A 25,727-nucleotide genomic window follows, 5' to 3' on the forward strand; every position below is an offset into this window, starting at 1 on the left:
CCAAATTACTGAAAACCCAATTACTGGTAGTAGTTGCGGATAAACGCGACGGTTTTCTCACACTCTTCGCGGTTGCCAACACTAATGCGCACACAATTTTCAATCGGTGAGTTACGCAAAATAATCCCGTGTTGCCATGCGGCTTTGAACAGCGCGTCACCATCCACAAATTTGACCAATAGATAGTTACCCCAGCCTTCAAATACCTGAACGCCCGGTATCATCGACAAGCCAACTTGCAAATAAGCGCGGTTAGCGCCAAGTTCCAGTACTTGATATTTGGCACGCGCCAGCCCCAGTTCAGATAAGGCTTGCACCGCAATTTCGGCCACTGGCACCGGTACTGGATAAGGCGCAATCACTTTGAGCAGTACATTAATCAGCTCAGGACTCGCTAGGGTAAATCCGCAGCGCAACCCTGCCAACGCGAAGGCCTTGGAAAGGGTGCGTAGAATCGCTAAGTTCGGATATTGGGCGAGCAAATCAACCGTCGACGCTTCAGGACAAAAATCGATATAGGCTTCATCCATCACCACAATCGCCCGATCTTTGGTCATTTCAAGTAATTCAATAATGTCTGAACGTTGCACCAAATTGCCGGTTGGGTTATTTGGACTACACACAAACACCAGCTTAACCCGATCTAAATTAGCCGCAATGCTTGGCAGATCGAGCTGCCAGTCAGCGGTCAGCGGTACGCGTTTGCGCTCAACGCCAAAAGTTTCAGCACTGATGGCATACATACCGTAAGTCGGAGGACAGAATAAAATGGCATCTTGATTCGGCTCACAAAAGGTTCGGATCAAAAGTTCAATCCCTTCATCGGCACCACGCGATGTCAGCACTTGCTCTGGACGCACCCCGGCATAGTTTGCGTAAGCCTCAAGCATCGCTTTCGGTTGGCAATCGCTGTAGCGATTCAGGCGGGCAAAATCGGTTTTATATTCATTGTTAAACGGCGATTCGTTAGCATTAAGCCACACATCTCCACTGCCGCCAATCCGCCGCGCAGAGAGGTATGGCGTTAAGCCTTGTACTTGTTTACGAGCCAGTTTTTCCATCATTTATTGACCTTGTGTAATTTTTCCACGCGAATTGTCACCGCACGTTGGTGTGCGTCTAACCCTTCCGCTTGCGCCATCGTCACTACGGTTGGAGCCAGCAACAGCAAACCATCAGCACTCAGCTCTTGCACTGTCATGCGCTTACTGAAATCGGCTAGGCCAAGGCTGGAATAAGTACGAGTGTAACCGTAGGTAGGCAGGACATGGTTAGTGCCTGAAGCGTAATCCCCTACCGATTCCGGAGACCAATCACCGAGGAAAATCGAACCCGCATTATCAAGCAATGGCACCAACTCACGTGGATTGCGCGTCTGCACAATTAAATGTTCAGGGCCGTAGTAATTGGAGATCGCAACTGCTTGAGTGAGTGATTCGGCAATAATGATCAAACTGGAAGCCAAAGCTTGCTCGGCAATACTGGCACGAGTCAGCGTTTTCAATTGTTGCTGTAGAGCATCAATCACTTGATCGGCCAACACGGGTGATGGTGTAACCAGCACCACTTGCGAATCTGGCCCGTGTTCCGCCTGACTGAGCAGATCAGCGGCGATAAAATCAGCATCTGCTGTTTCATCAGCAATCACCAACACTTCTGACGGTCCGGCTGGCATATCAATCGCTGCGCCACGAAAATCGTTACTCACTTGGCGCTTTGCCTCCGTGACATAGGCGTTACCGGGGCCAAAAATTTTGTCGACTTTGGGCACCGTTTGAGTGCCGTAAGCCATCGCGGCGATAGCTTGACCACCTCCTAAGTTGTACACCTCATCGATGTTGCACAGCTTAGCAACATAGAGTATTTCATCGGCGATCGGCGGTGGCGAGCAAAGCACCACTTTACGACAACCGGCAATTTGCGCGGGCACCCCGAGCATCAGCACGGTTGATGGTAGCGGTGCGCTGCCACCGGGAATATACAGACCCACTTGATTGATCGGGCGAGTCACTTGCTCACACACCACGCCTGGCATAGTTTCCACTTTGATTGGCGGCATTTTTTGCGCCTGGTGAAATTTGCTGATGTTGTGGTATGCCAGCTCTAACGCCTGCTTCATCGTTTCCGACAAACGCGCGGCGGCAGCATCCATCTCTTCACGCGAAACACGCAGCGAAGCCGGTTTCACCCGATCAAATTTTTCAGTGAGTTCAAACAGTGCAGCATCACCCTCGCTACGCACTTTCGCAACCACCTGCGCTACCGCCGCGGTGATGTTTGCCCCTTCCGTTATCGCGGGACGTTGTAAAATCGATTGTTGCTGAGCTTCACTCAACGAGTGCCAAACTACGGTTCTCATCGCTTTACTCCATCATTTTTTCAATTGGTAACACCAGAATTGAACTCGCACCGAGCGCTTTGAGCTGCTCCATGGTTTCCCAAAATAGGTTTTCTGAGCTCACCATATGTACCGCCACCTTAGATCGATCCGCAGAGAGCGGCAGTACAGTGGGGTCTTCAGCACCAGGTAATAATGTTTTGATCTGAGAGAGTTTTTCTACTGGTGCGTGCAACATAATGTATTTGGATTCTTTCGCTTGCTGCACTCCGTGCATCCGCGTGAGCAGTTTATCGATCAGCGCCGCTTTATCGGCAGCAAAAGTACCAGGACGCTGGATCAGGGTCGCTTTGGATTCAAAGATCACTTCCACTTCTTTGAGACCATTGGCTTCTAAGGTTGCACCGGTAGACACTAGGTCGGCAATCGCATCCGCTAAGCCCGCACGTGGTGCCACTTCTACCGAGCCGGTTAACATACAGGTGCTAAACTCAATCCCTTGGCGATTCATATACGCTTTAAGTAGTTGAGGATAAGTAGTCGCAATCCGTTTACCATTCAGATCGTGCGGAGTGCGGTAGTCGGCATCTTTTTCAATCGCAATCGAAAGACGACAGCCACCAAAATCCATGCGCCGTAAGGTGATAAATTGATGCGGTTGATTAAGCGCGAGGCGATCTAAACGCGTTTCTTCTAATACGTTTTCACCCACAAACCCTAAATCCACTACCCCATCCATGATTAATCCAGGAATGTCATCATCACGAACGAGTAACAGATCAATCGGCATATTCAGTGAATGAACCACTAAGCGCTCACCCATGATGTTGAATTTCACACCGCATTTTTTCAGCAGTTCCTGACACTCTTGGCTCAAGCGTCCTTTTTTCTGTAACGCAATTCTCAGTCGTTGTGTTTGCATAACATGCTTCCTTGGCAATTTGTTGAATTTATTTGTTTTTTTCAAAGCGTAAAACAAAAACCCTCGGGAGTTTAGTCTCCCGAGGGTTAGAATCTTGCTGTAGCTCTGATTTCAACTCCGGGAGATTCCAGTCCCCCGAGTATGCGTACATCTCCCCGAAAGACAGCTTAGGGATGATGGTGATGATGAATGTTCATTACGAAATTACGCATACTTAGTGATTTTCTATCTGTTTGAGAACTGCATTCACACTAACTAAGCTGAGTCGATTTTTCAACCACAAATTGTTACTTTTCTGGTTATTTTTTAATAGTACGTTTTTTATGTACAAAAAAGGAGGTCCACAGACCTCCTCGTAGCGCAAGCGGATTCAGTCGATTATACCGACACTTGCTTACTCAATTTGGTTTTCGAGAGTACAGTAAGAACTAAGCAGATCAACACAAAGCTGACCGATGCCGCCGCTAACGCTAGCCACAACGAAGCAAAGATACCGAGTACCACATAACCAATCGCAGAAACTAAAGCCACCGCTAATGCGTAAGGCAACTGAGTAGCAACGTGATCGATATGGTGGCAGCGCGCACCAGTCGATGACAAAATGGTCGTATCTGAAATCGGCGAGCAGTGATCACCAAATACCGATCCGGCTAATACCGCACCCAACATCGGCAGCATCAAGGCCACATCGGTTGCACCAGCCATATCACCCGCAATCGGCAGCATAATACCAAATGTGCCCCATGATGTTCCGGTCGAGAATGCCATCGCACCAGACAGAACAAACAGAATCACCGGTAACCAGTAGGGTTGAATGTTGCCTTGCACCAATGAAGAGAGATAAGTACCGGTTTTCATATCACCAATCACTGAACCAATCGTCCATGCAAAGATGAGGATCAAAATCGCACCAAACATCGATTTTGCGCCGATCCACAAGGTATTGGCCACTTGCTTAACTGGCAGCTTTTGACGTAGCACAGTAATAAACGCCATCGCCAAACCGACTAGGCCACCATAAACCAGTGAGGTACCTACATCGGTATTTTCAAAAGCACCAAAAATATCAAATGGTTTGCCACTTTCAGTTAACGCGCTCGCGCCAGTCCAAATCATGGCACTGATCGTCGCCACCACTAAAAACACAATCGGCAATACCAGATCTAATACACTGCCACGCGGGCTTTGTTCAATATCGAGCTCTTCATTAAGTTGATGAGCCGATGGCGCATCGGTACTCGGATCTTCATCAAATCCCCGTCCTTGAGAGGCTGCAATTTCATGTTTGCGCATCTGGCCAACGTCGATTTTGAACCACACCACAACAAATACCATCAGCAACGCAAAGATCGCATAGAAGTTCATCGGTACTAAACGTAGATAGGCACCTAATGCGGAATACTCTTCGATCCCATGAGCCACCAAAACACCGCCAATAATGGTCATAATGTAAGCGCCCCAACTTGAGGCGGGCATCACAACACACATCGGCGCGGCAGTAGAGTCTAGGATATAAGCTAATTTGGCGCGAGAAACGTAGAAACGGTCCGTCACTGGGCGAGAAATTGACCCCACCGCGAGGCTATTAAAGTAGTCATCCACAAAAATGAATACGCCTAAAAATGCCGCCAATAATTGAGAGCCGCGTTTACTTTTTACTCGAACTTGAGCCCACTGAGCAAAAGCATGCGTCCCGCCCGACAGGGTCAATAAAGCGGTCATCATGCCCAGCAGCAGTAAAAAGCCAACAATGCTCATATTCCACGCATTAATCGCACCATCTTCGATAAATACACTACCGACTCGAGTCGCAATATATTGTGCCGATTGGCCGAGCTCATAATCCGCTAACAGTAAAGCACCTAAGAAAATACCCACTCCGAGTGACAGGAGTACGCGACGAGTAATAATAGCCAGACTCAATGCTACCAGTGGTGGTAAAACAGAGAGTGGCGAAGAAGCAAAATCGATTAAATTCATGATCTTCCTAAACCAGTAAAAAATGGTTAGAGATCTACTGCAGACAAATTAAGCGACTTCATGTCCACTTAATTTATGTTGAACTAAGCGAAAGGGAAGCGAACACTTCACCCAACCCTACAGTAGCGCTCCATAGTTTAACAAAAATATAGACTATGGCAGTGTTACACCTATTTGATGCAACCCCAGCCAACTGCTGTGATCGGCAAGTTGACTTCGGCGACAACGCCTTTCTCCACCATTGATTGGCATCACCCCAATTGTGGATACTCTTCGTAATCGCGCCTCTACGGCGAAACCCCCATCTTGTCAGACCCATTCATTTGGCTCATTCAAAGATGCTTTTCGCATTAGGTAGTGGTTATTTTACTGAACAAAAATCGCAATGCAACTAGCTTTCGCGTGGAAAATTTCGTGTTACGGCTCGCAAATCAATCACTTATTAGAGACTCGTTTCATAAAAAAACCGGAGGCTGGATATATCGCATATATATTATTTACTGGTGTGATAAGTATCAAGCAACCATGTTTATATGCATAATTGATGATCAACAAATCACAAGCGACGACGGTTCTTTACCTTCTTTTACTCAATAAATTTTATATTTTTACTTTCTTACTATTTTGAATTATTATTTACAGAGAATAACTTGTCAGAATAATAAGCTAGGTTTAGTATTAACTCGTATCCAATTTGTGAACAGGAAATGGTAATGTCGGAAATCACTAAGACTTTATTAAATATTCGTAGCCTACGTGCTTATGCACGCGAGCTAACTCTTGAACAACTAGAAGAAGCGTTAGATAAATTAACGCTTGTGGTTGGAGAGCGTAAAGAGGCAGAAGCAGACGAAATGGCAGCTCGTGCCGAGCAAGATGCGAAATTAGCAGCGATTGCAGAACAAATGGCAAAAGATGGAATTGACCTAGAAGCGCTTATTTCTGCGCTGTCTGGCGAAACCAAAATGAAAGCCAAAAGCAGCAAAGGCAAACGCGCACCTCGTCCTGCTAAATACAAGTATATCGACACTAATGGTGAAGAGAAAACTTGGACAGGCCAAGGTCGCACACCTTTAGCGATTCAAAAAGCACTCGATGCGGGTAAATCTTTGGACATTTTTGCTATTTAATTGCAAATTAACTATTCCAAAGCATTTAGTTATAAAAAAGGCTCCGAAATGGAGCCTTTTTTATTATCGTTCCCAATACGCCTCTTCGAGGCTATCTTCACGCTCAGGAAGCCCCCGCGATAAACGAGGAGAATGTTGTACCAATACTTCATAACTCGCACGGTTAGAATATTTACACACCTGAGAAAAAGAAGAATAAGTCAAAAATTCATGTTGATGCTTGCTCGAGTTAGGCACATTTTCTTTATGATATTTATTGGCCGCCATATCGTGTAATAACGCTGATAATGCAGCATCTCCAGCACCATTAGTATTTTTTATCTTCTCTGGTCCACCCATATACGGCGAAATGTGCGAATAAACCCGAATAGGATTTATACAACTCTCTTTACGCACTGGGCGACTAAATTCATAGCGGTTAAATTCTGCCACTGAACCCGGTAATAATGGTAACGAGGTTTGACGTTTCGCGGAATCTTCCGTGTATCCGGCCATAAATAAACCCACAGGCCCAGCCGTACACAGCACTAAATCGACCCAATCCAAGGCCTTATCTGAAGCGGCTAGCGGATCACTTTCACCAGTTAGTGCTAAAGCCTCGTCCTCGTTCATCGCCACTACAGTGACATGTTCACGTAAAAATTCTTGCCAAAATTGTGGATCATCTTGAATTACAAATTTTGTACCTAAAGTTAATACCACTGGCACATCATGTTTTTTTGCATACTCAATGGCACGCATGGTCGCCTCTGGCATCGGATCGCCAGATTTACAGCGCACTAAATAAGCGGTAATCACTAAAGCGGAGGCACTGGCAAATATTTTTTCCGGAATACTTTCTGGGTGTAATTGGTTCATTTGCCCTTCGCTGATCGCGAAAGTGCGTTCACCCTCTTCGGTGATCAACGCAAAACAGCGACCGATCGCACCATCAACACCTTGTAAATAGTTAAGATCCACACGACTAGAAGTGTTGCACAAATAACGATAGCCATAACTGCCAATTTTAATATCTTGGCTCATTACTCCAAGTAACGTCGAACGATCGTCAGCCAATACAGAGTAGTTATGTAACGTATTGCCGATGGTACCACCCGCATACTCATTAGTGATTAAACCATGATGTTTTAATTCGTTATACAGTGCTTCTGCCGTCTGATCATCAATCACTAATGAATGCCCTTTACTCAAGCCATAACGTTCGATCAGAGCTGAATCAACCTTAGCCTCAATATCCACCAGAGTTTGATCAATACCGATAATATGCGTGCGCGCCATCTTCTTATTTTCTTGCGCTTGAATGACCAAAGGGTCACGCGCATGAACTGGAAAATAATGCTTAGATTTGCGTTGGCCAGGAAATTTCATAAAGGTTACTTGAGGTCAAGGAGAAAAAGAGCGCCGATTCTACCGTGCCGCTTGTAGTGCAGCAACTGAGGAAAAAATAGCAAACGTTTGCTCTGTGTGGTTTTATTTGAAAACTTTTCAATAGCACTGGTAGCACAAGAGATTCAATGAGTTAGTAGGATTGTAACCAATGCCAGTGAAGTGTGATTGCGGTCGCGGATCTGTCCTCGAAAAATTCTTTCTGTTAGAATCTTGCTCCAAGTTAATTGAGTGGTAGATAAGTGATGTCTGTAGAGCACGCAAACAGCCAAAAAAAAGTGATTGTCGGTATGTCTGGAGGGGTTGATTCCTCTGTTTCAGCCTATCTTCTCAAACAGCAGGGTTACCAAGTGGAAGGCCTGTTTATGAAAAACTGGGAAGAAGACGATAACGAAGAATATTGCACTGCAGCAGAAGATTTAGCCGATGCTCAGGCGGTGTGTGATAAGCTCAACATTCCACTGCATACCATTAACTTTGCCGCCGAATATTGGGATAACGTGTTTGAGTACTTCTTGGCCGAATATAAAGCCGGCCGTACTCCTAACCCAGATATTCTGTGCAATAAAGAGATCAAATTTAAAGCCTTCTTAGAATTTGCTGATGAAGTGCTTGATGCCGATTACATCGCGATGGGCCACTATGTGCGACGCACCTTCCCGTCAGCGGGTGAAAAACCACAAATGCTGCGCGGCTTAGACAGCAATAAAGATCAAAGTTACTTCCTTTATACACTCAGTCATGAGCAGGTAGCGCGCAGCCTGTTCCCTGTCGGCGATCTGGAAAAGCCGGAAGTACGCCGCATTGCCGAAGAGCAGGGGCTGATCACCGCGAAAAAGAAAGATTCGACTGGTATCTGTTTTATCGGTGAGCGCAAGTTTACCGACTTCTTAGCTCGCTATTTACCGGCTCAACCAGGTAAAATTGAGACTCCGGAAGGTAAAGTGATTGGCGAACACCAAGGCTTGATGTATCACACGCTCGGACAGCGTAAAGGTCTGCATATTGGTGGAATGAAAGAGTGTAGTGAGCAGCCATGGTATGTGGCAGAGAAAGATCTCAAGCGCAATGTGTTGATTGCGGTACAAGGTGCCGATCATCCACTGCTGCAATCGCAGGGTTTGATTGCTTCGCAACTGCATTGGGTTAACCGCATGCCGATCACAGAGCCGCTGCGTTGCAGCATCAAAACGCGTTATCGCCAAACCGACATTGCTTGCACCATTATCCCACTCAGTGATGATCAGATAAAAGTGATGTTTGACCAACCACAAGTGGCGGTCACTCCGGGACAATCGGCGGTATTTTATCAAGATGATGTCTGCCTTGGTGGCGGTATTATTGAACAGCGCATTTGATAGTCAATTTTTAGGAGATTTACGTGGCTAATGCAATTTACGATCGTACCCTCGCTTTTGCTGGCCTGTGCCAAGCAGTGACATTGGTTCAACAGATCGCCAAAAATGGCCATTGTGATCCTGATGCGTTTGCAACTTCGCTAAAAGCTATTACCTGCACTAACCCAAGTAATACTCTGGCCGTGTTCGGCCATGAACATCAACTCAAACTCGGCTTGGCGTGTCTCGTCAAAGGTATTGATAGCACACCCGCAGGTAGCGAAATTACGCGTTATTTGATCAGCCTGATGGCACTTGAACGTAAGTTAAGTGGCCGTCGCGATACGATGAACCAACTGGGCGATCGCATTCAAATGATCGAGCGTCAGCTTGAGCATTTTGACCTATTTAATGATCAGATGATCAGTAACCTTGCCAGTATTTATCTCGATGTGATAAGTCCGATCGGACCGCGCATTCAAGTCACCGGCACCCCATCGGTGTTACAGCTCACCACTAACCAACACAAAGTACGCGCGCTACTGTTATCAGGGATCCGCTGCGCAGTATTGTGGCGTCAGGTTGGTGGACGTCGTCGTCACCTGATTTTTGGTCGCAAAAAAATGATCGAACAGGCGCAGATTTTGTTAGCGCGAATCTAAGTGATGACCCCCAACTCGAATTACTCACACCTTTAACTCACTATTCAGGAGAAGAACATGGAACTGTCAGCATTGACTGCTGTTTCACCGGTCGATGGCCGCTACGGAAGTAAAACGATTGCGTTACGCAGTATCTTCAGTGAATTTGGTCTCCTCAAGTACCGCACTATCGTAGAAATCCGCTGGTTACAAAAACTTGCTGCCACTGCCGAAATCACAGAAGTGCCTGCATTCAGTGCCGAAGCTAACCAATTCCTTGATGCGATTGCCGCCAATTTCAGTGAGACGGATGCACTGCGTATCAAAGAGATTGAACGCACCACCAACCACGATGTGAAAGCGGTGGAATACTTCCTGAAAGAGAAAGTGGCGGCAATGCCTGAGCTGCATGCGGTCAATGAGTTCATCCATTTTGCTTGTACTTCAGAAGATATTAACAATACATCGCACGCGTTAATGCTCAAAGAAGCGCGTGATACCGTGATCCTACCGGAAATTCGCAACGTGATTGATGCGATTCGCAAACTAGCCGAAGAGTACCGCGATATTCCGCTGCTTTCTCGTACTCACGGTCAGCCAGCCTCTCCATCGACCATGGGTAAAGAGATGGCCAACGTAGCCTACCGCATGGAGCGCCAATACAAGCAGATCGCGAATGTAGAAATTCTGGCTAAGATCAATGGCGCAGTGGGTAACTACAACGCACACCTTTCTGCTTACCCAGCGGTAGATTGGCACCAATTCAGCGAACAGTTTATCACCCAATCACTCGGGGTAGATTGGAACCCGTACACCACGCAAATTGAGCCACACGATTATATTGCCGAGCTGTTTGAAGCGGTGGGCCGTTTTAATACCATCTTAATCGACTTTGATCGTGATATTTGGGGTTACATTGCCTTAGGCCACTTCAAACAAAGAACCATTGCAGGTGAAATTGGCTCTTCAACCATGCCACACAAAGTCAACCCGATTGATTTTGAAAACTCAGAAGGTAACTTGGGACTCGCCAATGCGGTATTTACCCATTTAGCGCAAAAACTGCCAATCTCTCGTTGGCAGCGTGACCTGACTGACTCTACCGTGCTACGCAACCTAGGCGTTGGTGTCGGTTATGCCATCATTGCTTATACCTCAACCCTAAAAGGCATCAGCAAACTGGAAGTGAACCGCGCCGCGCTGCTCGCCGAACTGGCTCACAACTGGGAAGTTCTGGCCGAGCCAATTCAAACCGTGATGCGCCGCTATGGCATTGAAAAGCCTTATGAGAAGCTGAAAGAGCTGACTCGTGGCAAGCGAGTCGATGGCGAAGCCATGCGTCAATTTATCGATGGTTTAGCACTCCCTGCTGAAGAAAAAGCGCGTCTGCAAGCCATGACTCCGGCCAGTTACATTGGCTATGCGATTGAAATGACTGATCAGCTGTGATCTGAATACCAGAGAAGACAAATGATCAAGGGGAGCCGCGAGGCTCCCCTTGTTTTTAAATCTCAGTGTGACTGATTTTACTCCTGCTTTTCAAAAAATAGCGTTATTCGCCCAACCTCAAAGCCAAATTTGCGAATTTTGGTTAAATTGAATAGCCGCTTTTCATCTTGGCGATATAACCAATCATCAAAGTGGACCAATACTTCGCTACTGTTACGTTTCAGCATAAAATCATATTGCCAGCGCAGCGCATTACCAACTTCTTCCCCACGAGCAGCCCCGACGATATCATCGGCATGGCCTTGATACTGATCAGCTCCAGTCCGACTAATCGTCCAGATCCGCTGATCCATTTCGCCATCATCAAAGACAAAGTCCTCCACCAGGATCAGTTGATCATTTTCCACTCGGCCTTCAATCGTTACGGTAAAACGTCGGGTTTGCTTATTGGTATAATCTTGTACCATTCCCCACGCATGAGTCGTACCTAAAAAATAATTAAACAGATCAAACTTAGGCGTGGCAGCGCGATATTCATGAATATCTGCCGAGCAGCCCCACAGCCAACCTAAAGTGAGCAGTAAACCACTTTTCCAGAGTTTCATTGTCGATTAACTCCTATTAATTGATTGCGTAGCATTAAATATTCAGTTTGTGGTGATAACCAGATCGAGAGAAAAGCATCATTAAATGCTTCATCACTGATCTTACCGATCGAACGCTCATCCTCTTGCTGGCGATAAAAAAAGAACTCTCCATCTTTTCCATCAGAAACATAGACCAAACGATCTCCGCTTAAAATATTCGGAAAAATTTGCTGTAAATTGGCCAACCCAGCTTGGCTAATCGTCGAAGCAATGCCGAGCTTACGCCACTGATTTTGAGTGGCTTCAATCAATTCCTGACGACTGATGGCGCGCAAATAAGTAATTTCTAATGCCATCGGATGTGGTGAAATATCTTGAGATTCTTGGTATTGACCGGTCGGCGTTCTCAGTTGTGCAGTGTAAATATCAAACAAAATCCAAGAAAGTGTCGCTTGCCCAACAATCGGCCAGTCGTGCCATCGACTCGCAACCAACTCCACCGGGACGGCTGCTTTAAGCATGCTGATATAACTGATACCACAAGTCAGCATAACTAATTTAACTATTGGTGGTTTTTTCATACTTCATGACCTTGATTAACAACCAAGTTATTGCGAGCCATTGCAAAAATACCACTCCCAATACAAGCCAGTGTGAAGATAGCCAACTGACCGCACCAGCTCGATAGCCAACCCAATAACTTAAACTACCTAAGCCACCACCTACGACACACAATATCGGCTTTGGATAACGATTGAGTGGTGGGATTAAATAAGCCGCATACCATGAAAATGCGAACCATAGCGCAACCAACCAGAGTGGTACCTGTTGATCAGAAAAGATAAATAATCCCAAGCTTAGATTGCCATAATCAATCACAATGCCGAGTAAGGCGACCCAAACCATGTTGATTAATAAGGGATGGCGCTGGATCATCGCCCATCCATAAGCCATAACGACCAGTCCAGTGGTAAACCATAACCACCTTTGCTGACCGAATACGGCCATCGCCCATATCAAGTCAAACCAGATGGAACTTAATAGCAGAGACATAGACTTAATCTCGCTCAAAAGTGAGATGAATCGTGCTAATGCTGCGCGCTAAGAAGCCCCCTTCACAGTAGCAAAAATAGTAATGCCACATGCGAATAAAGCGTTCGTCATAACCGAGCTCACGCACTTTGGGTAACTGCTGTTCAAAACGTTCACGCCAATGTTGTAGCGTTAAGGCATAATCGAGCCCAATATCGAATAGATCACGCACAATAAATCCGGTGTGCTTGGTCGCTAAATCTGTCAGCACAGAGATAGAAGGTAAAAACCCGCCAGGGAAGATATATTTTTGAATAAAATCAACATTATTGCTGTAACTCACATAGCGTTGATCCGCAATGGTAATCGCCTGTAGTGCCATTTTTCCATGCGGTTTCAATAGGGCATAGCATTGGCTCAAAAATGTGGGTAGGAAGGCTTTACCCACCGCCTCGATCATCTCGATAGAAACCAGCTTGTCATATTGTCCAACCAGCAAACGATAATCTTGTTTCAGTAAGGTGATGTGGTTATACAAACCTAATGCACTAATTTTTTGCTGAGTATATGCAAACTGCTGTTCGGAGATGGTGGTCGTGGTGACCTTACAACCGTAGTTTTGGGCCATATAAATCGCCATCGCGCCCCAACCCGTACCAATTTCCAACACATGATCACTCGATTTAAGCTGTAACTGATCACACAAGCGCTGCATTTTTGCTTGTTGAGCTTGCTCTAATGAAAAATGTTTGTGTGTAAATAATGCGCTAGAGTAAAGCATCGTCTGATCTAGAAACAGTTGGTATAACGAATTGCCCAAATCGTAATGTTGATGAATATTCTCTTGAGCTTGCTCAAGCGTGTTGCGTTTTAGCCAATGCGCTAACCTATTGAGCCATTGAGTAACACGATTACTCTGGCTTTCCAGTTTATCTAACGCCGCAAAATTGATTGCCATTAATTGCATCAAGGCACTCAGATTAGGACTATCCCACCAGCCATCCATATAAGCTTCTGCGGCAGCAATACTGCCACCTTTTAACACTCGCTGATAAAAATCAGGATGCTTTACTTCAATAACGGCATGAATGGTATTTAATCCATCTCGGCCAAATTGCTCACAACGGGGTTGGGTTTGACCCGCAATATGTTCGACGAGCGTTAAGTTGCCTTCAAGCGATGATAATGCGCGATAAATAACGCTACGGGCACCTTTTTGCCAGCGGCTGAAAGAAGCTGAGATTGCCATCGATGAGCTATTTACCATCAAGAGACTCCTTAATTATTGTTGTGCTCTGATTTTGGATGTGGATAAACTGGCACACCCTTACGCCATAATTTAAAGGCGTGCCAATAGATCCCCACCATTACCTTTACCGCCATGATGGGAGTTTTGAACAACTGAAATAATAGATTAGTGGTTACCAATGGTTGTGCTTGCATGGCTAAAGTGGCATCAAACTCTTTATTGGTGCGATGACACTCAAGATGGATCAGCACAGAATGTGTTAATGGTCGGATTTTCCAACAATACCGCTGATCAATCGGATTAAAGGGCGAAACATGAAATGCCTTTGGATGCTGCCTTTCAATCACCGAATGGCTAGCTGCCTGATCTTGATCCAGTGCTGAAATGGCATAATAGTGCCGTTCATTCCATGGCGTATTGCTCACTTCCGCCAGCAAATAACACCAACGCAAATCGGTATCCTGCACATAATAAAAATTGACCGGACTAAAATAGATCCCGAGATAACGCATATGTATTAGAGCCACCACTCGCCCTTCAATCCGCTCCCCCGTCAACTGCTCAATTTTATCGAGAACCGCTTGTTTAAGTGAACCTTGACCAAGATAGTCCTCACGCCGCAAGCGTGCCCAATGCCACCAACGCTCACCCATTCCCCATACGGTACTAGCCAGTTGTGGCCATTCATCTAAATCAATACAGGGCATAAAGAGAGAATAGTTGAGATCATGTTGCACTGGAGTAAAGCGACGATGACGCACTTGACCAATCATTAAGCAACTTTGCCATTCGGTTTTACGATCAGATATCGACATTCGGCGACTCCCTACGCCCCGGCTCAGCTCGCTGTGCATAAGCTTGCAGTTGAGTCACCACATCCAATGCACTGCGTACACCATCCTCATGGAATCCATTGTGCCAATAAGCACCACAGTACCAAGTATGGTTTACTCCGCTAATATGTGCCTTTTTCTGCTGCGCTTTAATGGCACTGTGAGAAAACACCGGATGATGGTAGCTAAAGCGAGCTAATACCTTATTGGGGTCAATATCCTCACTGCAATTAAGCGTCACGCACAACGTTTGTGGCGCTTGAATATGCTGCAAAATATTCATGTTATAAGTCAGCGCAGGTAAACGTGTCTGTTGATCAGCCTCACCTTTTAACCAATAGTTCCACGCGGCCTTACATTTTGGCAATAGCGCACTATCGGTGTGTAAAACAACCTCATTCACCTGATAAGTTAGAGCGGAAAGTAACTGCTGTTCACTCATGCTTGGCTCGCTTAACATCGCCAGTGCCTGATCGCTGTGGCAAGCAAAAATAACTTCATCAAAAAACTCGACGTCATCATTCACCTGAATCTCAACCCCGGTTGCTAAGCGTCTCACCTGCTTAACCGCACTATTAAGATGGATCCGGTCGATAAACCCTTGTGTTAATGGCTGAATATAATTACGCGAACCACCAGGGATCACATACCACGGAGGACGCTGAGTCACATCCAGTAATCCATGGTTCAGGAAAAAACGGGCGAAAAACAGCAGTGGGAAAGCGCGCATATCAGCCAAAGAGGAAGACCAAATCGCTGCACCCATGGGTAAAATGTAGTTTTCACAAAAATAATCATCAAACTTATGCTCAGCCAAAAACTCACCAAGGGTTTGTTCATTCAGCTGTCGATGCGCTACACAGGCTTTAGTTAAGCGATTAAAGCGCAATATTTCTGCGATAAAGCGGTAAAACCGCAGGTTGAACCAATTACGTTTTTGGGCAAACAGTGTCGCCAAAGTATGTCCATTGTACTCCAAGCCATTGGCATCGTTACGTACACTAAAACTCATCTGGGTTGGTTTACCATGCACCCCAACTTCATCCATCATTTTGATAAAGTTGGGATACGTTCTCTGGTTATACACAATAAATCCGGTATCCACCGCATATGACTTGCCCTCCAGCTCAATATCGACGGTTGCGGTGTGCCCCCCAATATAATCATTGGCTTCAAACATTGTGATATCGTGATAACGATGCAAATAGTAACCACAAGTTAAACCTGAAATACCAGAACCAATGATTGCAATCTTCATCCAAACTCTCCATTAATCAGCCAATATGCGCCGAACTAATTGGCATTGCCAAGCATAAGGTAAGCTACCCAGTAGGCGGATTAGCCAAGTAAAGCGCCGCGGAAAATAGATCTGTGCCAACTCTCGATCCAATCCAGAACGGATCTCTTGGGCCGCTCGCTCAACAGAGATCATCATTGGCATTACAAACGTATTGCGTTGAGTTAAGGGGGTCGCGACAAAGCCAGGAAAAATAGTCGTCACTTGAATACCGAGCGGATACCAATCGAGTTGCAGTGTGCGTGCAAGATAAGCCACTGCCGCTTTAGATGCACCGTAGGCTTGTGCGCGGGGCAACGCCAACTCACTTGCAATCGAGCCCACAATCGCAACCCGATGACCACGCGCTAAATAAGGTTGGATCGCCTCAATAACCGTAGCAACGCCAAGCACATTAACGTTAAATACCCGCCTCATCAGCGCGCTATCCATCTTGCCCTGATTGATATATTCGCAATCACCGGCATTTAAAATCCAAAGTTCGGGCTGACTAGGTAATTTTGCTAATGCAATTTTGGTGGCCAGCTCATCGGTCACATCAAAAACCAGCGGATAAATGTTGGGAAAATCTAAATGCAGGGTTTGTAGAATCTGTTCGTTGCGCCCACAGGCGATGACTGTCCAGCCGTCTTTGGCATAATCTAGTGCCAGTTGTTTACCAATCCCGGAAGTCGCCCCGGTGATCAAAACCGATTTCATTGGCCTAGTCTCCGTCTGATAGTACGGATAAGTGACCCTAATATAGGCAACCGCTCATAAAGCATTTGTCCCATATCAAAATAATCACGGTGATAGATCACTTTGTCATCCGCAAAGCGCAAATAACTCACACCATTAACACGAACTGGTTGTCCTTTGGCTAATTTGGGATGCCGTAGGTACATTGTCCATATTAAAAAGGCCCCCGCGTCTACGCTGTACTGCTCGTCAATCACAAAACGACAACGTTCAACATTTTGATATAACGTTGCAAAATAATCAGTGAGAGCTTGAACCCCTTGAATACGATGGGCGGGATCTTCAAATACCACATTGTGATGGTAGATTTCGGGTAATTTGTGTAATTGTGTTTTATCGATATGCTGATAAAAACACGCAACATGTTGTACGTCCATAATGCTAATCCCTAGCGTTATACAACGATAAGAAGTTAATCCTGCATTACAACCATAGTTGACTTTATAGCCTTGTACAATATTCGCTCGATATGCCGTTAATGACTTAAGGCTATAAAATAAATCGCTTGAGCAGGCAACTAACTACACTACCCGCATGCTTTATTGCTAATCGAAATTATACCCAAACAACTTGGAGTTGCAGGTAGGCGGCAAGTGAGTGAGTACCCATCAGCATAGGCAAACTATGTGATTGGGGTGAGCGAACATAGCTAACAACGTTAACTCATCAGTGAAAGGTAACCATATACTCCCATGTATAAACCCACTGCACTAATCAAGATGCCGGATAGATAGGGCGCTCGGCGTGCAACATCATTCAATCCACGCCATCTAGATGTCGCCTTTTGTACCCCGACTGAAGCAACAACACCTACCGCAACAAGGGTCAGTGCTAGGCCGATACTAAACGAAATAACTAAAGTCGCACCCAATATCATCGCTTTAAGCTGTAAACAAATAAGTAGGATAGTGATAGCTGCGGGGCATGGAATCAGCCCTCCGGTTAAACCAAAAACAAGTATTTGCCCATTCGTTACCTCTCTATTTTCAAAATGCTTTTGAATATCCAGAGCATGGGCTTGCTCATGAGCATCTTGATACTCTTTATGATCACATCCAGAGCAAGAATCACTATCAAAGTGCACATCGAAGTCATGTGTATGACCATGCTCAGTATCGACAATTTGATTGGTCCATTGATGATCATGGTGCTGATCCTTATGCCAAGCTCGTTGATGACGCCATGTTCTCCAAAACATCCATAAACCAGTCAAAACAATAATTACCCCAGAGATAAGCTGCATCCATGGCTCCACAGCTTCAGGCGTAAATTTACGACTGATATACATACCTCCAACCGCAATTAGCCACACTACAGCAGTATGCGATAGTGTGGCGGCTAACCCCAACATCACAGCCTGCTTAACAGTCCCTTTAACCGCCACAATAAAAGCCGCCATCATCGTTTTTGAATGTCCTGGCTCAAGACCATGTAGCGCACCGAGTAAAATAGCGCTAGGAATAAAGAACCATCCATTACCTTGCTGCAGTAGTTCGACAAAATCCATTATTGTTCCCTGTGATCATTTCAAATTTGAAACGACTATACTCCCCCCAGTAATTAATACTACCCCCCAGTATAATCAAATGCTACATTACCGCTAGCGCCACTCATTTAGTCACTCAAAGAAGATAAACCATGTCACATACGACCAGAGATCAAAAGAAACTCAAAACCCGGGTAAATAAAATACAGGGACAAGTGAATGGGCTAAAAAAAATGCTGGAAAGGGAGCACGAATGCCAAGATGTGCTGCAGCAGATTGCGGCCATTCGAGGGGCAGTTAATGGCCTGATGCGCGAAGTGATTAAAGGCCACCTACTTGAACACGTTGTACTTGGAGAAGATAAGCAACAACGTCAAGTAGATATGGACATTGTGTTAAAAGTTCTAGACTCCTATATCAAGTAATCTACACCAATCGTTTTTATGCACAAGCTGGATTAAAAAGTGGGCAAACCTATCTCTGCCCAACAAAATGGCTTGATGATTCATCACGCTGCTGGCGACTGATAAAGTGAAAAAGGTCTGACATGATTGCCAGACCTTTATTTTATAAATTAAGAAGAGAGTACAGTTTTTACTTACAAATTACGCAGTGCGGCAATCCGTTTTTCGAGTGGTGGGTGAGTCATCATCAGTTCAGATAAAGAACGCTTACCGTTGATGCCGAATGCCATCATCGAACCTTCAAGTTGCGACTCTTGGCCCATTTTTAGGCGCTCTAATGCGGCAATCATTTTGTGCTTACCCACCAATTGCGCAGCACCTGCATCGGCATAAAACTCACGGCGACGGCTATACCACATGGTAATAAAGCTGGCTAATAAGCCAAATACCAACTCAAGAACCATAGATACCGCAAAATAAATCATGGTGTTACTGCCCTGACCCTCTTCTGAATCCCGAGAGGCGACAATATTGGCAATAAAGCGCGATAAGAAGATCACGAAGGTATTCACCACACCTTGCATTAAGGTCATGGTCACCATATCACCATTAGCGATATGGCTCACTTCGTGGGCTAAAACCGCTTCCGCTTCATCACGCGTCATGTTGTGCAGCAAACCTGTCGAAACGGCAACCAGTGAATCATCACGTTTCGCTCCGGTCGCAAATGCGTTGATATCTGGAGAGTCATAAATCGCTACGGTTGGCATACCAATACCCGCTTGCTCTGCTTGACGACGCACAGTATGTAATAACCAGTGCTCAATTTCGTTACGAGGGTTTTCAATCACCACGCCATTGACTGAGCGCAGAGCAATGCTTTTCGACATCAGCAACGAGATAAAAGCCCCGCCGAAACCAAAAACGGCGGCCATAACCAGTAGCCCAGACAAACTGCCTGGTTGCATGCCGGTTACTGCATACACAATATTCAAAACAACACTTAGCACCATAATTACAGCAAGGTTGGTGGCTAAGAATAACAAAATACGTTTCATGACTTACTCTCCGAACAACACGGCTCAACTAGGATGATGCGCCAATTTATCACACATCATTTATTATTATTTATAAACCTATGTTCTTCGATTTAAAAAACAAGGTTAAGCAATAAATTGCAACATTTAATGTCTTACCTACAGTGACTCAACGCTGAGCTATACTCAAAATACTTGAGTATAGACAGGAGTCATCTTGAGCCAGAGTTCGCCAAGCCATCAAGGGCGACAAAAATACAATGCCAACGTCACCACCATTTCACCATCAGCAAAGGAAAACTTATGGTTGAAGCAAATAGCTACCAAATGGCGATTGATTTACTTTGCTGCCATTTAGGTATTGATGAACAACAAGCACGGATCCAACTTGGGTTAGCACCTAATCCACAAAATCTGCAACAGCGCATTATCGATACACAGCAATCGTTACTGGGCTTCGATGGCAAATCTTCTGCCAACTAGATAATCAGCGCCGCAATATACCCAAACAACTTGAAGTTGCAGGTAGGCGGCAAGTGAGTGAATCCCCATGAGCATAGACAAACTATGTGATTGGGGTGAACGAACGTCGCCAACACCGCTGCAGCTTCAAGTCGGAAGGGTATGGCTGATAAGTTTACCGACCGATACGAAAAAGGCGGCTCGTGTAGAGCCGCCTTTCAACTTTCAATCACGCGACGGTGACGGAAGCTAACAGCGGTTCCAACTGGATATATTTGCCCAACTCTTGGCGTTTCGCCTTGGGAATATAGGGAATTTCACCGAGTTTTGGTGCTCCGATCCGAGCTTCAAGGTGTTCGATAATTTCAGCATAATGTTCGGTGCCAGGATTAACTCGGTTGGCAACCCAGCCAATCAGTGGTAAACCATCAGCTCGGATCGCTTCAGCAGTCAAAATGGCATGACTTAGGCAGCCAAGCTTAATCCCAACCACCAAAATAACCGGCAATTGCTGTTGTTTAACCCAACTCGATAAACAATCTGCATCGGATGTTGGTACACGCCAACCACCTGCACCTTCGACCACGACCAATTGCGCCTGTTGTTGATGTTGAGCCAGTTTATGACTCAATATCGCATAATCAATCGTCACATTTTCATGTTTAGCGGCAATATGGGGAGAGGTCGGTAAGGCCAGCGGGTAAGGATTGACATCCTCATAAGGCATCGCCACGGTGGCGACTTGCATCAGATGCAGTGCATCACAGTTTCGATAACCAAACTCTGTTTTCTCGCTTCCCGCCGCGACAGGTTTATAACCAATCGTGGTGATATTGTGTGCTGCTAGCGCCTGTAAAATCGCTTTTGATGCGACTGTTTTCCCTACGTCGGTATCCGTCCCTGCGATAAAAATTGCATTTTTCATCGGTGAATAACCCCTAAACAAACCTGATACGTGGCTGGCACAAGACCGTGTTGATTACGGAAAGCTTGATAAGCTGACTCCACTTTTGCCAACGTTCGACGGCTAATCAGCCCTGTTGAACGTTCACTGACATGGGTCGCACCGATCCCTTTTAGATCGCGCATCAGTGCAAAGGCCGTCTCATACCAAACCCTCATGGTTACCCAGTCTAAGCGATGTTGCATACATTCAGCTTGCGCTAACGCAAGCTTTACCTGATTGCAGGTAATGAATGAATTGATATGACGATGCTGATCAACGCTGTGCCAAGCCTGTTCTAATTCAAATAGCGATCCTTCAAGCAAGGTAGAAATGAATGCTTGGCCACCCGGTTTCAGTACGCGGCGAATTTCTTGTAGCGGTAAGGATAAATCGTCACACCACTGCAAGGCTAAGCTGGAAAACACCATATCAAAGCGAGCGGAGATAAAAGGCAACTGCTCAGCATCAGCCAACTGATAATCCATGCCGCGATCACCACAGCGTTGATGCGCTTGCTCAAGCATGACAGACGAGAGATCGGCACACATTACATCAGCACCACGCTCACGCAATAGAGCAGAAAAATAACCGGTCCCACAACCGAGATCGAGCACTTGTAGCCCATCTAACCGAGTCGGCATTTTGTCCAGTAAACGCCACCCCACTTGGCGTTGAAAGGCAGCGTGTTGATCATAATGCGCCGCTGCTTTACCAAACGCGTGGGCAATCGCTGTTTTGTCTTTCAATACCGCGCTCAATTGAGCTGCAACACATGATTCTGCCACAATAGTCATGCTCTAAACTCCATCACAGCCGCTAATTGCTCTGCCAGATGTTGTACTTGTCGCTTAGTGTGGGCGGCGGTCAAGGTAATGCGTAACCGCGCGCTACCCTTAGCAACCGTTGGCGGACGGATCGCACTGACCCAAACGCCCTGCTGTTTAAGCTGATCAGCGACCCTCATCGCATGCTCACTACGGCCTAATAACCAAGGTTTGATCGGGGTTTGAGTGGCGATAAAACCAGGAAGATCTCGACACTGTTCATCAAAGTACGCCATCAGCTCAGCCAGCTTTTCTCTGCGCCAAGCTTGGCTTTGGATCATACGTGCCGCTTGAGTTAAGGCGTACGCCTGCGCGGGAGGCATTGCGGTGGAATAGACGTGATGGCGCGCAAATTGGGTCAGATAATCGCCCACTTGCGCATCACACAACACTGCAGCGCCAGCCAAGCCAAACGCTTTGCCAAAGGTGACCACCAAAATATTCGGTTGAATGCCGGCGGCTTGGCAACTTCCCGCACCATGCTTACCAAGCACACCAATCCCATGCGCGTCATCGACCATCAACCAAGCGCGCGGTTTCACTAGCGCTGCGATTTGTGCCAAAGGTGCGCAGTCGCCATCCATGCTAAACACCCCTTCAGTGACCACTAAGGTATTGGTTGCTTGACGCAGTAATTGATTGAGATGATCAATATTATTGTGCTTAAAGCGTTGCAGCGTGGCAGGGCTTAATCGGCCCGCTTCGATCAATGAAGCATGATTGAGTTTATCTTGCAGCAGCACATCGCCTTTTTCGAGCAACGTAAACAGCACAGCTTGATTCGCACTAAATCCTGAGCTGAATAAAATCGCGCGCGGATAGCCCAGCCAATCACACAGCTCGCGCTCCAACTCTGCATGCGTGGTACTAAAACCCGTGACCATCGGTGATGCGCCACTGCCGGCACCAAAACGGCTCAAACCGGTTTGCCAAGCTTGGATCAGTTCAGCATCATTGGCCAAACCAAGATAATCGTTACTGGAAAAATTTGAGTAGCGACGATCAAACAGAGCCAACTCACCCGCGCTACTTCGGTCTAGCTGTTGCAGTTGGCGAGTCAGCCCACCCTGCTCACGTTCGGTGAGCGCTTGTATAATGCGGGATTTAAAGTGCGGCATCATAGAATAAATCATTGGCGGTTGGGCGTGCAGCTACGCGTTCAACCACTCGATCCAGCAGTTCATTTTCGGTGATTTGATCAGGCTTTTGCGCAACTTGTTCACGGTTAATTCCTAGCTTTTTAAACAGCAACATATCGCTGTCTTCGGCTGGATTGGGGGTGGTCAGTAGCTTGCAACCATAGAAAATCGAATTGGCGCCCGCCATAAAACACAACGCTTGCATCTGCTCATTCATCTGCTCACGCCCCGCTGACAGGCGGACCGCAGATTTCGGCATCATGATCCGCGCCAGCGCAATCAAACGTATAAAATCAAACGGCTCGACATCATCCACTTGCTCTAGTGGCGTGCCCTTCACTTTAACCAGCATATTGATCGGCACACTTTCAGGCTGTGTCGGTAAATTCGCCAGCTCAACCAATAATCCAGCGCGGTCATTGACGCTTTCCCCCATGCCGATAATCCCACCCGAGCAGATCTTCATCCCAGCATCACGCACATGTGACAAAGTATCCAAGCGATCTTGGTAGGTTCGTGTGGTGATGATGTTGCCATAGAATTCAGGTGAGGTATCGAGGTTATGGTTGTAGTAGTCCAGCCCCGCTTGCGCCAATTGCTGCGCTTGATCTGGCGTCAACATACCCAGCGTCATGCAGGTTTCTAGCCCCATATCCTTGACGCCGCGGATCATCTCTTTAAGCTGCGGCATATCACGCTCTTTCGGATTCTTCCACGCCGCGCCCATACAAAAACGGGTCGAGCCTGAATTTTTAGCTTTTTGCGCCGCATCCAACACACGCTCGACTTCCATCAAACGCTCTTTATCTACATCCGTACGATAGTGAGCACTTTGTGGGCAATATTTGCAATCTTCTGGGCAGGCGCCAGTTTTGATCGACAGCAGCGTGCTGACCTGCACATGGTTGTGCGGATGATGAAGACGATGCACCTGCTGCGCTTCAAACAGCAGATCCATAAAAGGTTGATCCAGTAACGCGTTAACCTCAGCAACCGTCCAGTTGTGACGAACTTCCACGTGTAATCCTTATTGGAGTTATTGGTTTTATGCTTGGCTAGTCTACTGACAGGCGTTAGACTGTCAACAACAAGAAAATCACAACGTTTACATATGATTATTAATTAATCTTTTATTAATTTTGGAATGATGATGGATTTAGCCTTCGACCGTTGCCACATCTGGCATCCCTACACTTCGACCCTGACACCTCTGACCTGTTATCCAGTAAGCCGAGCCGATGGCGTAATGATCACGCTTGAGGATGGGCGCAGCTTAGTCGACGGCATGTCCTCTTGGTGGGCAGCGATCCACGGTTACAATCACCCAAAGCTCAATCAAGCGGCGCATCAGCAAATCGAGCAGATGTCGCACATCATGTTTGGTGGGTTAACTCATCAACCAGCGATTGAGCTTTGCCAAAAGCTGCTCAAGATCGCGCCGCAAAATTTGCAGCAAGTGTTTCTCGCCGATTCAGGTTCGGTAGCGGTGGAAGTGAGCCTAAAAATGGCGCTACAGTATTGGCACAGTAAAGGTCAGCCGAGAGCAAAGTTTCTCACCCTACGCCACGGCTACCACGGCGATACTTTTGCAGCAATGTCAGTGACCGATCCAGCTAACTCGATGCACAACCTGTACAAAGGGTTTCTACCCGAGCATATTTTCGCTAACTCACCAGAGGGCGGATTTTTTGATGCGTGGGATGAGCGTGATATTGCCGATTTTCGTGCCAAACTTACTGAACATCACCACCAGATTGCGGCCGTAATCATTGAACCTATCGTGCAAGGGGCTGGTGGTATGCGTATCTATCACCCCGAGTTTTTACGCCAAGTTAGAGCTTTGTGTGACGAATTTGGTGTACTGCTGATTTTGGATGAGATTGCGACCGGCTTTGGCCGCACAGGCAAACTCTTTGCTTGTGAACATGCGGGAATTCAACCGGATATTCTCTGTGTGGGCAAAGCGCTGACTGGCGGATACATGACGCTATCCGCTACCCTCACTACCCAACAAGTGGCCGATACCGTTTGTGCGGGGGAAGCAGGCTGCTTTATGCATGGTCCAACTTTTATGGGCAATCCTCTGGCTTGCGCGGTGGCAAGCGCGAGTTTATCGCTGATTGAGCAAGGCGATTGGCAACAGCAAGTCGCGAATATTGAAGCATTTTTTGCCGAACATCTACCTAAATTCAATAATTTTCCACTGGTGAAACAGACTCGTTGGCTAGGCGCGATTGGTGTGGTGGAGACACATTTTCCGGTCAATATGGAAGTGATTCAGGCTCTCTTTGTCGAGCATGGCGTTTGGATCCGCCCCTTTGGTCGGTTGATTTATCTGATGCCACCCTATATTAGTCAACCTGAACATCTGCAAAAGCTGGTGGATGCAATGGCAGCCGCGTTAAGCCAACCAAACTGCTTTAAGCAATAGACAATATGCTGCGCAACAAACGACAAGTATAAAAAAGCCGACATCATCACGTCGGCTTTTTTCGTTCTTATTTCTTTGA

At 46.4% G+C, this 25,727-nt stretch carries 26 protein-coding genes, 1 riboswitch and 1 other annotated feature; of the genes, 7 read left to right on the forward strand and 19 right to left on the reverse strand.

Annotated features, from left to right (window positions below; translation table 11 throughout):
- Positions 1 to 20 precede the first annotated feature (20 nt).
- The 4 genes from hisC to G7083_RS01185 all read right to left on the reverse strand — a co-directional run bounded on the left by hisC (position 21) and on the right by G7083_RS01185 (position 5,240).
- The gene (hisC, locus tag G7083_RS01170; protein WP_166014964.1) at positions 21 to 1,061 is read right to left on the reverse strand and encodes a histidinol-phosphate transaminase; all 1,041 of its coding nucleotides are present in this window, start codon (positions 1,059 to 1,061) and stop codon (positions 21 to 23) included.
- Entirely contained in the window at positions 1,061 to 2,359 is a 1,299-nt protein-coding gene (gene hisD, locus G7083_RS01175) for a histidinol dehydrogenase (protein ID WP_166013194.1), read from the reverse strand. Before hisD ends, hisC begins: the two co-directional genes overlap by 1 nt.
- Before the next feature lie 4 nt (positions 2,360 to 2,363).
- Positions 2,364 to 3,260: an ATP phosphoribosyltransferase gene (gene hisG / locus G7083_RS01180; protein ID WP_166013195.1), complete on the reverse strand. Its 897-nt coding sequence runs from the start codon at positions 3,258 to 3,260 to the stop codon at positions 2,364 to 2,366.
- Between the two features lie 51 nt (positions 3,261 to 3,311).
- Positions 3,312 to 3,449: a sequence feature (His leader region), on the reverse strand.
- A gap of 189 nt (positions 3,450 to 3,638) precedes the next feature.
- Positions 3,639 to 5,240, reverse strand: a complete 1,602-nt coding sequence (locus G7083_RS01185) for a Na+/H+ antiporter NhaC family protein (RefSeq protein ID WP_166013196.1) — start codon at positions 5,238 to 5,240, stop codon at positions 3,639 to 3,641.
- Between the two features lie 115 nt (positions 5,241 to 5,355).
- Positions 5,356 to 5,538, reverse strand: a riboswitch (Lysine riboswitch).
- A 415-nt stretch (positions 5,539 to 5,953) separates the two neighbouring features.
- Between G7083_RS01185 and G7083_RS01190 the strand changes: the two genes are divergently transcribed.
- A complete protein-coding gene (locus G7083_RS01190) occupies positions 5,954 to 6,370 on the forward strand; it encodes an H-NS family nucleoid-associated regulatory protein (RefSeq protein ID WP_166013197.1) in 417 nt (138 codons plus the stop codon).
- 63 nt (positions 6,371 to 6,433) lie between these two features.
- Here G7083_RS01190 and G7083_RS01195 read toward each other — a convergent pair whose 3' ends face one another.
- Complete coding sequence (locus tag G7083_RS01195; protein ID WP_166013198.1) at positions 6,434 to 7,738, reverse strand: inosine/guanosine kinase; 1,305 nt, start codon at positions 7,736 to 7,738, stop codon at positions 6,434 to 6,436.
- Between the two features lie 263 nt (positions 7,739 to 8,001).
- On the opposite strand from G7083_RS01195, the gene mnmA reads away from it, so the two are divergent.
- Genes mnmA through purB form a run of 3 tightly spaced genes read left to right on the forward strand, consistent with a single transcriptional unit; the run spans position 8,002 to position 11,183 of the window.
- The gene (gene mnmA, locus G7083_RS01200; protein ID WP_166013199.1) at positions 8,002 to 9,114 is read left to right on the forward strand and encodes a tRNA 2-thiouridine(34) synthase MnmA; all 1,113 of its coding nucleotides are present in this window, start codon (positions 8,002 to 8,004) and stop codon (positions 9,112 to 9,114) included.
- A gap of 23 nt (positions 9,115 to 9,137) precedes the next feature.
- Positions 9,138 to 9,755, forward strand: a complete 618-nt coding sequence (gene hflD, locus G7083_RS01205; protein WP_166013200.1) for a high frequency lysogenization protein HflD — start codon at positions 9,138 to 9,140, stop codon at positions 9,753 to 9,755.
- Positions 9,756 to 9,812: 57 nt separating this feature from the next.
- Positions 9,813 to 11,183, forward strand: a complete 1,371-nt coding sequence (gene purB / locus G7083_RS01210) for an adenylosuccinate lyase (protein ID WP_166013201.1) — start codon at positions 9,813 to 9,815, stop codon at positions 11,181 to 11,183.
- Positions 11,184 to 11,260: 77 nt separating this feature from the next.
- Here purB and G7083_RS01215 read toward each other — a convergent pair whose 3' ends face one another.
- The 9 genes from G7083_RS01215 to G7083_RS01255 form a co-directional block, all read right to left on the reverse strand.
- Entirely contained in the window at positions 11,261 to 11,788 is a 528-nt protein-coding gene (locus tag G7083_RS01215; protein WP_166013202.1) for a DUF3833 domain-containing protein, read from the reverse strand.
- Complete coding sequence (locus tag G7083_RS01220; RefSeq protein ID WP_166014965.1) at positions 11,785 to 12,321, reverse strand: chalcone isomerase family protein; 537 nt, start codon at positions 12,319 to 12,321, stop codon at positions 11,785 to 11,787. The genes G7083_RS01215 and G7083_RS01220 overlap by 4 nt, the downstream gene beginning before the upstream one ends.
- Positions 12,322 to 12,328: 7 nt before the next feature.
- Positions 12,329 to 12,823: a DUF2878 domain-containing protein gene (locus G7083_RS01225; protein WP_166013203.1), complete on the reverse strand. Its 495-nt coding sequence runs from the start codon at positions 12,821 to 12,823 to the stop codon at positions 12,329 to 12,331.
- Positions 12,824 to 12,827: 4 nt separating this feature from the next.
- Positions 12,828 to 14,069: a cyclopropane-fatty-acyl-phospholipid synthase family protein gene (locus G7083_RS01230; protein WP_166013204.1), complete on the reverse strand. Its 1,242-nt coding sequence runs from the start codon at positions 14,067 to 14,069 to the stop codon at positions 12,828 to 12,830.
- 11 nt (positions 14,070 to 14,080) lie between these two features.
- Positions 14,081 to 14,866 carry a DUF1365 domain-containing protein gene (locus tag G7083_RS01235; protein WP_166013205.1) on the reverse strand — a complete coding sequence of 262 codons (786 nt, stop codon included), beginning with the start codon at positions 14,864 to 14,866 and terminating at the stop codon, positions 14,081 to 14,083.
- Positions 14,853 to 16,142, reverse strand: coding sequence for an NAD(P)/FAD-dependent oxidoreductase (locus G7083_RS01240; protein ID WP_166013206.1), 1,290 nt, complete (start codon positions 16,140 to 16,142; stop codon positions 14,853 to 14,855). Before G7083_RS01240 ends, G7083_RS01235 begins: the two co-directional genes overlap by 14 nt.
- A 12-nt stretch (positions 16,143 to 16,154) precedes the next feature.
- Positions 16,155 to 16,880: an SDR family oxidoreductase gene (locus G7083_RS01245; protein ID WP_166013207.1), complete on the reverse strand. Its 726-nt coding sequence runs from the start codon at positions 16,878 to 16,880 to the stop codon at positions 16,155 to 16,157.
- Positions 16,877 to 17,296 (reverse strand): nuclear transport factor 2 family protein, encoded by a 420-nt coding sequence (locus G7083_RS01250; RefSeq protein WP_166013208.1) that lies wholly within the window; start codon positions 17,294 to 17,296, stop codon positions 16,877 to 16,879. The genes G7083_RS01245 and G7083_RS01250 overlap by 4 nt, the downstream gene beginning before the upstream one ends.
- Positions 17,297 to 17,577: 281 nt before the next feature.
- Positions 17,578 to 18,426 carry a nickel/cobalt efflux protein RcnA gene (locus G7083_RS01255; protein ID WP_166013209.1) on the reverse strand — a complete coding sequence of 283 codons (849 nt, stop codon included), beginning with the start codon at positions 18,424 to 18,426 and terminating at the stop codon, positions 17,578 to 17,580.
- 131 nt (positions 18,427 to 18,557) lie between these two features.
- Here G7083_RS01255 and rcnR point away from each other — a divergent pair, with 131 nt between their 5' ends.
- Positions 18,558 to 18,830, forward strand: a complete 273-nt coding sequence (gene rcnR, locus G7083_RS01260) for a Ni(II)/Co(II)-binding transcriptional repressor RcnR (RefSeq protein WP_166013210.1) — start codon at positions 18,558 to 18,560, stop codon at positions 18,828 to 18,830.
- Between the two features lie 173 nt (positions 18,831 to 19,003).
- Here the strand turns inward: rcnR and htpX are convergent, their stop codons facing one another.
- A complete protein-coding gene (htpX, locus tag G7083_RS01265) occupies positions 19,004 to 19,867 on the reverse strand; it encodes a protease HtpX (protein ID WP_166013211.1) in 864 nt (287 codons plus the stop codon).
- 282 nt (positions 19,868 to 20,149) lie between these two features.
- On the opposite strand from htpX, the gene G7083_RS01270 reads away from it, so the two are divergent.
- Positions 20,150 to 20,329: a hypothetical protein gene (locus G7083_RS01270; RefSeq protein ID WP_166013212.1), complete on the forward strand. Its 180-nt coding sequence runs from the start codon at positions 20,150 to 20,152 to the stop codon at positions 20,327 to 20,329.
- A 208-nt stretch (positions 20,330 to 20,537) separates the two neighbouring features.
- Here G7083_RS01270 and bioD read toward each other — a convergent pair whose 3' ends face one another.
- The 4 genes from bioD to bioB are packed head-to-tail and all read right to left on the reverse strand — an operon-like array spanning position 20,538 to position 24,235.
- Positions 20,538 to 21,233, reverse strand: a complete 696-nt coding sequence (gene bioD, locus G7083_RS01275) for a dethiobiotin synthase (RefSeq protein ID WP_166013213.1) — start codon at positions 21,231 to 21,233, stop codon at positions 20,538 to 20,540.
- Positions 21,230 to 22,048 (reverse strand): malonyl-ACP O-methyltransferase BioC, encoded by an 819-nt coding sequence (gene bioC / locus G7083_RS01280; RefSeq protein WP_166013214.1) that lies wholly within the window; start codon positions 22,046 to 22,048, stop codon positions 21,230 to 21,232. The genes bioD and bioC overlap by 4 nt, the downstream gene beginning before the upstream one ends.
- Positions 22,045 to 23,199, reverse strand: coding sequence for an 8-amino-7-oxononanoate synthase (gene bioF / locus G7083_RS01285; RefSeq protein WP_166013215.1), 1,155 nt, complete (start codon positions 23,197 to 23,199; stop codon positions 22,045 to 22,047). The genes bioC and bioF overlap by 4 nt, the downstream gene beginning before the upstream one ends.
- Entirely contained in the window at positions 23,183 to 24,235 is a 1,053-nt protein-coding gene (bioB, locus tag G7083_RS01290; protein WP_166013216.1) for a biotin synthase BioB, read from the reverse strand. The genes bioF and bioB overlap by 17 nt, the downstream gene beginning before the upstream one ends.
- Positions 24,236 to 24,367: 132 nt before the next feature.
- On the opposite strand from bioB, the gene bioA reads away from it, so the two are divergent.
- Entirely contained in the window at positions 24,368 to 25,648 is a 1,281-nt protein-coding gene (bioA, locus tag G7083_RS01295; RefSeq protein ID WP_166013217.1) for an adenosylmethionine--8-amino-7-oxononanoate transaminase, read from the forward strand.
- Positions 25,649 to 25,727 lie beyond the last annotated feature (79 nt).

The sequence above is a fragment of the Vibrio sp. HDW18 genome (genome assembly GCF_011306175.1).
Lineage (GTDB): Bacteria > Pseudomonadota > Gammaproteobacteria > Enterobacterales > Vibrionaceae > Vibrio > Vibrio chanodichtyis.

Bases quoted from the DNA above. Each gene is read 5' to 3' on its own strand.
- hisC (WP_166014964.1), bottom strand. From the start codon at position 1,061: ATGGAAAAACTGGCTCGTAAACAAGTACAAGGCTTAACGCCATACCTC.
- hisD (WP_166013194.1), bottom strand. From the start codon at position 2,359: ATGAGAACCGTAGTTTGGCACTCGTTGAGTGAAGCTCAGCAACAATCG.
- hisG (WP_166013195.1), bottom strand. From the start codon at position 3,260: ATGCAAACACAACGACTGAGAATTGCGTTACAGAAAAAAGGACGCTTG.
- G7083_RS01185 (WP_166013196.1), bottom strand. From the start codon at position 5,240: ATGAATTTAATCGATTTTGCTTCTTCGCCACTCTCTGTTTTACCACCA.
- G7083_RS01190 (WP_166013197.1), top strand. From the start codon at position 5,954: ATGTCGGAAATCACTAAGACTTTATTAAATATTCGTAGCCTACGTGCT.
- G7083_RS01195 (WP_166013198.1), bottom strand. From the start codon at position 7,738: ATGAAATTTCCTGGCCAACGCAAATCTAAGCATTATTTTCCAGTTCAT.
- mnmA (WP_166013199.1), top strand. From the start codon at position 8,002: ATGTCTGTAGAGCACGCAAACAGCCAAAAAAAAGTGATTGTCGGTATG.
- purB (WP_166013201.1), top strand. From the start codon at position 9,813: ATGGAACTGTCAGCATTGACTGCTGTTTCACCGGTCGATGGCCGCTAC.
- G7083_RS01215 (WP_166013202.1), bottom strand. From the start codon at position 11,788: ATGAAACTCTGGAAAAGTGGTTTACTGCTCACTTTAGGTTGGCTGTGG.
- G7083_RS01220 (WP_166014965.1), bottom strand. From the start codon at position 12,321: ATGCTGACTTGTGGTATCAGTTATATCAGCATGCTTAAAGCAGCCGTC.
- G7083_RS01225 (WP_166013203.1), bottom strand. From the start codon at position 12,823: ATGTCTCTGCTATTAAGTTCCATCTGGTTTGACTTGATATGGGCGATG.
- G7083_RS01230 (WP_166013204.1), bottom strand. From the start codon at position 14,069: ATGGTAAATAGCTCATCGATGGCAATCTCAGCTTCTTTCAGCCGCTGG.
- G7083_RS01235 (WP_166013205.1), bottom strand. From the start codon at position 14,866: ATGTCGATATCTGATCGTAAAACCGAATGGCAAAGTTGCTTAATGATT.
- G7083_RS01240 (WP_166013206.1), bottom strand. From the start codon at position 16,142: ATGAAGATTGCAATCATTGGTTCTGGTATTTCAGGTTTAACTTGTGGT.
- G7083_RS01245 (WP_166013207.1), bottom strand. From the start codon at position 16,880: ATGAAATCGGTTTTGATCACCGGGGCGACTTCCGGGATTGGTAAACAA.
- G7083_RS01250 (WP_166013208.1), bottom strand. From the start codon at position 17,296: ATGGACGTACAACATGTTGCGTGTTTTTATCAGCATATCGATAAAACA.
- G7083_RS01255 (WP_166013209.1), bottom strand. From the start codon at position 18,426: ATGGATTTTGTCGAACTACTGCAGCAAGGTAATGGATGGTTCTTTATT.
- rcnR (WP_166013210.1), top strand. From the start codon at position 18,558: ATGTCACATACGACCAGAGATCAAAAGAAACTCAAAACCCGGGTAAAT.
- htpX (WP_166013211.1), bottom strand. From the start codon at position 19,867: ATGAAACGTATTTTGTTATTCTTAGCCACCAACCTTGCTGTAATTATG.
- G7083_RS01270 (WP_166013212.1), top strand. From the start codon at position 20,150: ATGGTTGAAGCAAATAGCTACCAAATGGCGATTGATTTACTTTGCTGC.
- bioD (WP_166013213.1), bottom strand. From the start codon at position 21,233: ATGAAAAATGCAATTTTTATCGCAGGGACGGATACCGACGTAGGGAAA.
- bioC (WP_166013214.1), bottom strand. From the start codon at position 22,048: ATGACTATTGTGGCAGAATCATGTGTTGCAGCTCAATTGAGCGCGGTA.
- bioF (WP_166013215.1), bottom strand. From the start codon at position 23,199: ATGATGCCGCACTTTAAATCCCGCATTATACAAGCGCTCACCGAACGT.
- bioA (WP_166013217.1), top strand. From the start codon at position 24,368: ATGGATTTAGCCTTCGACCGTTGCCACATCTGGCATCCCTACACTTCG.